Source organism: Arthrobacter sp. ISL-28 (genome assembly GCF_018613875.1).
Lineage (GTDB): Bacteria > Actinomycetota > Actinomycetes > Actinomycetales > Micrococcaceae > Arthrobacter.
The window spans coordinates 93,513-100,795 of the sequence record NZ_JAGGPJ010000024.1 but is presented as its reverse complement, the minus strand read 5'-3'; the positions used below and the strand labels follow the sequence as shown (position 1 = coordinate 100,795).

At 60.7% G+C, this 7,283-nt stretch carries 9 protein-coding genes, 1 pseudogene and 1 riboswitch; of the genes and pseudogenes, 6 read left to right on the top strand and 4 right to left on the bottom strand.

Annotation, left to right across the window (positions count from 1 at the left end; translation table 11 throughout):
- Positions 1 to 8 precede the first annotated feature (8 nt).
- The 4 genes and pseudogenes from J7E80_RS24440 (at position 9) to J7E80_RS16780 (ending at position 1,512) form a co-directional block, all read left to right on the top strand.
- Complete coding sequence (locus J7E80_RS24440) at positions 9 to 110, top strand: hypothetical protein (protein ID WP_311380864.1); 102 nt, start codon at positions 9 to 11, stop codon at positions 108 to 110.
- Position 111: 1 nt separating this feature from the next.
- Positions 112 to 213: pseudogene (locus J7E80_RS24435) on the top strand (hypothetical protein); the annotation flags it as partial.
- A 43-nt stretch (positions 214 to 256) separates the two neighbouring features.
- The gene (locus J7E80_RS16785) at positions 257 to 421 is read left to right on the top strand and encodes a DUF3040 domain-containing protein (RefSeq protein ID WP_215053373.1); all 165 of its coding nucleotides are present in this window, start codon (positions 257 to 259) and stop codon (positions 419 to 421) included.
- A gap of 178 nt (positions 422 to 599) precedes the next feature.
- Positions 600 to 713, bottom strand: a riboswitch (TPP riboswitch).
- Positions 714 to 1,308: 595 nt separating this feature from the next.
- Positions 1,309 to 1,512 (top strand): cold-shock protein, encoded by a 204-nt coding sequence (locus tag J7E80_RS16780; protein ID WP_214838723.1) that lies wholly within the window; start codon positions 1,309 to 1,311, stop codon positions 1,510 to 1,512.
- Positions 1,513 to 1,546: 34 nt separating this feature from the next.
- On the opposite strand, the gene J7E80_RS16775 is transcribed toward J7E80_RS16780, so the two are convergent.
- The 4 genes from J7E80_RS16775 to J7E80_RS24690 all read right to left on the bottom strand — a co-directional run bounded on the left by J7E80_RS16775 (position 1,547) and on the right by J7E80_RS24690 (position 3,235).
- A complete protein-coding gene (locus J7E80_RS16775; RefSeq protein ID WP_215053372.1) occupies positions 1,547 to 1,873 on the bottom strand; it encodes a hypothetical protein in 327 nt (108 codons plus the stop codon).
- A gap of 15 nt (positions 1,874 to 1,888) precedes the next feature.
- The gene (locus J7E80_RS24340; RefSeq protein ID WP_285291866.1) at positions 1,889 to 2,011 is read right to left on the bottom strand and encodes a hypothetical protein; all 123 of its coding nucleotides are present in this window, start codon (positions 2,009 to 2,011) and stop codon (positions 1,889 to 1,891) included.
- Positions 2,011 to 2,292 (bottom strand): hypothetical protein, encoded by a 282-nt coding sequence (locus J7E80_RS16770; RefSeq protein WP_215053371.1) that lies wholly within the window; start codon positions 2,290 to 2,292, stop codon positions 2,011 to 2,013. The genes J7E80_RS24340 and J7E80_RS16770 overlap by 1 nt, the downstream gene beginning before the upstream one ends.
- Positions 2,293 to 2,821: 529 nt before the next feature.
- Positions 2,822 to 3,235 carry a DUF6994 family protein gene (locus J7E80_RS24690; protein WP_215053370.1) on the bottom strand — a complete coding sequence of 138 codons (414 nt, stop codon included), beginning with the start codon at positions 3,233 to 3,235 and terminating at the stop codon, positions 2,822 to 2,824.
- Positions 3,236 to 4,267: 1,032 nt separating this feature from the next.
- Here J7E80_RS24690 and J7E80_RS16755 point away from each other — a divergent pair.
- The gene (locus J7E80_RS16755; protein ID WP_215053369.1) at positions 4,268 to 4,540 is read left to right on the top strand and encodes a hypothetical protein; all 273 of its coding nucleotides are present in this window, start codon (positions 4,268 to 4,270) and stop codon (positions 4,538 to 4,540) included.
- Positions 4,541 to 5,037: 497 nt separating this feature from the next.
- Positions 5,038 to 5,532, top strand: a complete 495-nt coding sequence (locus J7E80_RS16750; protein ID WP_215053368.1) for a hypothetical protein — start codon at positions 5,038 to 5,040, stop codon at positions 5,530 to 5,532.
- Positions 5,533 to 7,283: the final 1,751 nt, after the last annotated feature.

The following is a 7,283-nucleotide window of genomic DNA, read 5'->3' as shown; positions in this document are numbered from 1 at the left end:
GCTACGACATCGTAGTCGAGAAAGGTGCGGGGGAGTCATCGTCCTTCCCCGACGACGCCTACGCCGCGGCCGGCGCAATGATTGCGGGCGCCGACGAGGCGTGGGGTTGAAGTGGTGCTGAAGATCAACGCTCCCACTGCCGACGAGATCAGTCGCCTCACCCACGGCGCCACGCTGATCGGAACACTCAGCCCGGGGCTGCGCCCAGAGCTTGTTGAAGCGCTGGCGGCGCGGCCGATCACCGCGCTGGCACTGGATGCCGTGCCGCGGATCTGGCCTGACCGCGTTAGCCGGCGTGCTGCTGATAATCGTCGGGATCATGACCCAGCTGATCATCCTCGGTGTCTTCGGCTTCATAATCATGGGCGCAGCAGCTTATTGGTTCCTCAGTAAACGCCTCCCGCGAGGCCGGGCGCGATAGTCCACGACTTCAAAAAACGACGTAGCCTACGGGCGAACCCAACCTGACATTCAGGCGTTAGCGCTCAATTTCACGCCCGGTCCGAGAGCCCATTTCATGTTAGATGCCGGGAGCCAAAGTCGAGTGCCGGCAGGCTCGAAGAACATCAGAAAGTCCCCAGCCTGCTGAGGGCATGACGAGACCTGCGAGGCGATTTCCCTTCGCCGGTATTGTCCGGATCAGGTGATTGGGGTCGCCAGTCAATCTCTCGACCTTCTGACCTCTCAGCCTTTCGGCTCCCTCGCCCGTCTCGCAGGCCTGTAATGAGCATACGCGCCTGGATCATCTCGAAACAAGGGAAAGGGACCCTGATTCGGCTTCCAAAAAGGCTAGACGTTGGTAAGGTCCATGCTCATTCCGCAAAGGCGACTGCTCCCGGCCGTGAGACGTCTCGTATCCCATGCCATACAAGACAGCTCGCGGCCCAGCGGTGCGACATGAAGCGATCACAGAATGCCGCCATTTAGCGGCAAACTCCACAACCGATCCCGGCAAGTCGAAAAGACTAGTCAGAAATGGTCGTTATTGACGGTGCCTCGAGAGCCTCAATGAACCGCCGGGATGAGCTGCGGCTGGCGTGCTGCGGTGTCTCACTTTGCCGCCCAGAGGCCACGTCCGCCGGGAATGCCCTCCGGCGTCCCGTTCGAAACAGGCCGACGGCGGAAGCTCCACTGGCTTCCCCCATCTCAGTGGACACCCAGCCCGCCTGTCTCAAACTCCCTCAACTGGGCTGGCTCTTGCGCCGGCACGCGGGGAACCGTAGTTTTGGGACGAGCGGGAGAGCACTTCCGTGCCGCCGGTGCCGTAAAGCCCGCGGGCGAGATGAAAAGTTCCAAGGGGCAGCGGGCATGGCAACAGGCACAGTGAAATGGTTCAACTCCGAAAAGGGCTTCGGTTTCATAGCCCCTGACGACGGGTCCGCAGATGTCTTTGCCCATTACTCCGCGATCGCTTCCAGCGGTTACCGCTCCCTCGAAGAGAACCAAAAAGTTCAGTTCGAGGTAGCCCAGGGTCCGAAGGGTCCCCAGGCGGAGAACATCCGCCCAATGTAGGGGTGTAATTTCCGTTGGCTTTGGGTACGTACTGTCATGAACGGATCGGGACGTAACCGATGACCAGCGTGCCCAGGTGCGCGGCTGCGCTCACGTCGAGCATGGTGTCGGTGATGACCAGGTTGTCACCGGCAATAATCAGGGCGGAGCCATTTGCTGCCGCCTCCAGCCACCGGGCATCGTCGGGATTTCTCGGGTTGAGCTGTTCGGAGTAGATGGGTTCCCCGCCGATGATCAGGGTGAGGACGGCACCGGTCACTGCCAACCAGCAGCTGCCCTCCACCTCCGCGGCCCGTTGCAGGATGTCGGTGTACTCCGGGCTCATAGCCAGCTCGAAGCCGTGCGAAAGCAGGATCGACACCAACGCCGACGTCAGTTAGCCGCCGGGTTCACGGAAGGAGACGACCGGGGTCAACGTGTACGCCAGCGCGGCAACAACCGTCCAGGGGCTGCCGGGGACGGCTTCCTGGGTCAGGACGATCCGGGCCGCGCGGGGCATCAGCTCGGACGGCTTCCAGGGGGCCTGCCGACGGTGAGGCCGGGTTCGCTGCATTGCCGGTGGAACACATAGTCGGTGAACGTGACGTATTCCGTTCCGTCCGGCGCGGTGCTTTCGACGATGTCCACGCTCAAGGACAGTGGTTCGTCGGGCTGCAGCGGCCGACGGCAGGCAGCGCATGTCGTGGCGATGGCTGCCGCCGTGGTCACGTAGTGCGTTGTGTCCCGGCCCTTAAAGGATTCCAGCCCCTCGTCCCAGGCGACATTGCGTGTGACGGGCATCCAGCGATTCTACCCATCGGCAACCCCCTGAGGCAGCAGCCGAAAGGGCTGAAATTGCCAGGGATAGGCCCTCAAAGGCCTCGTCAGGGACGCCCAGCACCGGGCGCAGCGGGTCGTCAACACGGCGATGATCGAGCTCTACTGGAACATCGGCCGGACAATCCACGACACTCCCACCACGGCAATAGTCCAGATGGTGTCTGGACTATTGCCGTGGTGGGAACCCGGCTGCGGGAAACGGCGACCGAACTCTCAAGATGCCACCCTTGACATAGGCCGCTTTGTCTAGTGGCGGTTATACAGTAAATGCCGTTCGTTCGAATCGCAGGGCCTGCCTGCCTCCGATTCCTCACCCATTGCCCGTGCTCGTTTTTCCTCCCGAGCCGTGACCCGAACCAGCTACCGGCCAAGGCGAAACCGCCTGTCACGATTGGCACAACTATGAGAAGCACTTGGTCCAAAGTCATGCTCACAAGATAGATAGAAGGAGATCTACTGGCTCCTGCGAGCCGCGCAAAACAAGCGGTGTCTACAGGGGCGAAAGTGAATTCTGGACCCGGCACTGGCCGCCGAGTTGGCCAGTCGCGCCGCGGCCGGCACATCGAAATCCCAGCTCGCCCGCGAGAATGGCCCCAGCGGGGAAACGGTGTACCAATACCTTCGACGCAACCCCGTGGTACAGGCTGAACTGCCATTCCCAACGAAGAGCCACATCGGATCGCCGGCTCGTGCGGTACTCGTTCGGCCCAGCTGATGAAATGCGCGGGGCGAAAACATCTCCGGAGGGCAGCTTTTTGGACCACAGCAGCTCATGGTCCAACCGGAGCATCTGACCGTCCTTATCGCCTTCGGGATTAGTCCTCGAAGGCTTATCGGTCTTGTAGCCGAATGAAGTATCGAAGACGCGCGGCTGTTCCTGCTGCGGGTATTCCGGATTGCTCAAAGTTCCCACAAAGACCAGAGTGATCAGACGCTGTTCATCGTACGGGAGACAGGATCTCATCGCTCTGGTTTGTCGTTGGCCGGAGGCTGCGGAACCAGGAGCAGGCGAGATGCTAGGGCAATTGCGCTATGGCGCACAAGCATCTCACGCAGGTAGATCAATTGCCGGTCCCTGCGCGATGGAGTGCTGGCATCGGGCTCATGAGCCCTCTGAGACTACTACTAATGGGTGGGGACATGGCTGGGGTAAATCCGGATTTTGATATCAAGTTGCGAAACGAACTGGTTCCACAGATAGCGGCCGCACTACGCGAAGCCGTTCCCGGCGCCATACATGCCCACATAAACGTCAATGACGCAGAGACCGAGGCCCCGTATCTTTATGCGGGGGTCATCCTGAATGCGGAAGGCAAGCGCATTGAGATGGAAGACCCGGGGCGTTCGAAAATCAGGTCATAAATTCCTTGGTGGATGCGAAGACCAAGAACTCATGGGACGGGTACCCGCTTGAGCTGGACTTGATCCGGGGTGTCGAGCTGGACGACGTTTTCGACCTTATAACCGATTGTCCTGCGAGGATACTGCGGGGTTATCAGGTTCCGTCTACGACGTCGCGAATGCCGTCGGCCCCTACCGGTACAGCGATCCAGGCCTCCGTCCGAAAGCGTGCGGAAGGTCGAGACACCGTGCTGGCTCCTGCTGTCTAGGCACTGAACTTCAACCTGGGCACCAGCGGTGCTGATGTGGTTCCGAGCCTGGAACCGGTCAGAGGCATTCCGCACGGTTCAGCGGGATTGCCCGCAAAGCCGGCGTAGAAGGACATCAGCCCGCACTGTCTGCGGCGCATTGTCTGCGCTTAGTTCCCCTGTTGCGATAAGCCTTTGAGGTGGGCGGCCTCTCGGTGTTTGGGCTTTGCGTGACAGTAGCGTGGTGTTTCTATTGTCAGAGCTCGTGATTATGAGTTTCTTCTCGTCGCAAGGCTGGCAGTCCGGGGATCTCGAGTACAGGCCGGTGATCCCGGAAGGGGGTGCCGGTGCTGGTCGATGACGACTTGCTGTTCGAGGACGGTCCGGCTGCACCGCGGTCCGCGACGGTGGTGAATAGATGGAAGGCCGGGTTGAGCCGGTATGCCGAGCATGGGGCGGCCGGACCGGTGAAGGGCAGGTTCGCGGCGACGACGTGGGGCCAGCACATGAGCATCCTGTCGCTGTTCTACCGGTGCGCGATCGATGAGGAGTATGCGTCCGCCGAGCCGTTCACCTACCGGTCGGCGCGGGCGCTGTTCGCCAGCACCGGACGGAGGTGAAGGTGAACCTGGCGGTGGCGTGTATGCCGCGCTAAAAAGGACGGTGCTGGGACGGACATCTGTACAAGGTTCCTGTTCCACTCCACAACCCGGTGTGGTACGAATGAGACGAGCGCAAGGAACCGGCTTGCAACTTAGGGTTGGTCCGAATATTTGGAAAGGTAAGGACTAAAGTGCTCTCACTCGGTGTTGTTCTACTAATCCTTGGTTATATTTTCAACATTGGAATCCTGATAACTATTGGGTGGATTCTGGCTGTTATCGGCCTCGTGCTTTTCGCGCTCGGTGCAATCGGACGCCCTCTTGCCGGAAGGCGGTACTGGTACTAATCGCGCGCCCCGCGCCGCTACAGGGACCGCGCCAGTCCTCCCCGGTATACATACTGGAATGTAACGGGCTGGGGACGTCCCTGGGGGTTCACCAGCCGCTGTCTAGCGCGACGTGGCGATCTCGCCGCAGTCTGGGCACTCGTAAATAAGCCACGCAACACCGACCGGTTGTGGGTCCATCAGTACGGGATCCACGGTGCGGGTGTGGTGCAGTTCGAGGACCGACTCAAGCGACTTCAGAACACCGGGACCACCCCCGACAAGAAGATCGCGCAGGTCGATCGACTCAAGACTGAGAACGCCAAGCTCAGGGACCGTCTGACACAGGCGGAACAGGCCATCGCAGAACTCGGCGACTTCCGTGGCCAGGCCCTGGCCCGTCTGGCCGCGCAGCACGGGGAGATCATCCGGCTCCGCGCCACCGCCGACACATTGAGCCGCGTCGCCCGTCTCCCGGCACGCGGCGCGCAGACCCCCACCGATCGGACCATGCTGAGCCGCCCAGCCAACCCGGCAGCATCTACGCGACAGCGACTCCGCGCCACACGCGGGTACTCACAACGCGTCCGCAATGTGATCTCTCTCATGGCGTCAGTGGTCGAATGCAACACGCTGGACGATCCACGTCGCCAACACATCGTCTTAACGAACCCGGATCAATGACCACGCAAACCCGACCGCACACGGCGTCTGCGGACACGAGTCACAGACCCGTGAATAACCTTTCGGGCCGTGGGTGATCGTCCGGAGGTCTTAGCAGCCCCATGCTGGTTGTAGGGAGCAGGTCATGGCTCGAATGGCAGGAACAGGACGGTGTAGATTCCGAGGATGACGACGCTGGCCGCGACCGCCGCCGTCGAGGTGAGGTCCGGGGCATGCTTTCCTGGTAGATACCCCTCCCGGCGCGCCGGACGCGGCGCTTGCGCGTGACGTTGATGGCTAGGGCGGTGACCCCTGCAGCGAGAGTTCCGACGAACCAGGCGTGATAGGGCATCCAGCGCAGGAAGATCGCGGCAGCGATAACCATCGCCATGGTCGTGCGTCCCTGGCGAGGTCGGTGCGTCGGCAAGGCCGGGGAGGCGGCGGTGCGAGGATCCACTCCAGGTCGGCCAGATTCAGTGCGACATTGCGGAGCCGGCGACTCCATCGCGGTGCCGGAGATCGCCAACACACTCCTCCGGGAGCCGGGAAGACAATGCTGGCCCAAGAGGTCCCAGTACAGCCCTCCGCGTAGGCACCGGCTAGCAAGGGGCCTTTTGACGTCCCTCGATACGATGAATACTGGAGCAGAACGGAGCTAACTCCCTTCTGTCCAAAAGTCCTCAAGCCCCGACACGCGGCGGTTCAGCAGCAGTCCAATTCTGCCTAGGCAGTCCTCGGGGGTCTGCTTAGTGTGTGGCACCCACCTCTGTTCTAAACATTCACTGGGGCCAACTGCAGCCTTGTCCTCAGTGGGCTGCTGCTGGTGTGCCGGCGGTTCCGTCTGCTTCGGGTTGTGGTAGCCGTATCGAGCCTCGGGCGCGAAGTAGCCCTCTGGCTTCCTGCAGGGTTTCTTGTCACCACTCCGAACCGAAAAGGGTCTGGGGCACGGTCCGGGAGGCAGCAGTGAGATAGATTTAGGACGAATGTAGACAAAAAGTAAGTGTTGACAATGTCAACACTTACTGCTGCGGATTGGGTGGTAAAGCCTGCGGATTGCCTCGGATTCCGCATGTTTTCGCCGCTTCCCGGTGCGTGCAAGGCCTAGAATGCAGTTCGAGTCCCATCTCGGGCACGTGTTTTCCCTGTTCAGGGGCTTTTTTGCCTCTGAGTGTGCACATGTTGTGTTGTGAAGGGCCCCTTCGGGGGCCCTTTTTCATTGGTGGCCAGGTTCCTCCTGCTCGGCTTTTGGTGGTTGTTCTGCTTCTTCATGGTGGGTTCGGGGGAGTGCAACATGATTTTTTGCCCCACACGAAGGAATGCGGCGCTGCTTGACGCCCACGGGCGGTCTTCCTCGGATTACTGTGGCCGGCGGGGACATAACGCAGCCGTGCATGTAGCCCATGACGTTCACCGCCCTTCTTTCCTGGGTCGAGGGTTTTTCCTTCGGTACCGTTCATGATTGTCTGCGGGGTCGACTGCATGACGTTGGGGATTTTTACTGTGATGTCCGGAAGTGCGGTACCTGCTGCCTTGCCGTTCTTTCATATCTATTCATTGCCAGCCTGTTGGGCGACCGCATGACGGAATGGCGAGACGTCGCAGAGCAGCCGCATGCCGATAAGCACCCTTACGTCTCGTTGCCCTGGTTGCCGCTGCTATAGGAGGGACGGACTGCCAATTTGTGCCACAGCTTGTGGTGCATTTGCTGATCGGTCGGGTTGAAGGCGTGACGTCTTCAGGTATCGACCTGCCGGCAGACTACGGGAACCTGC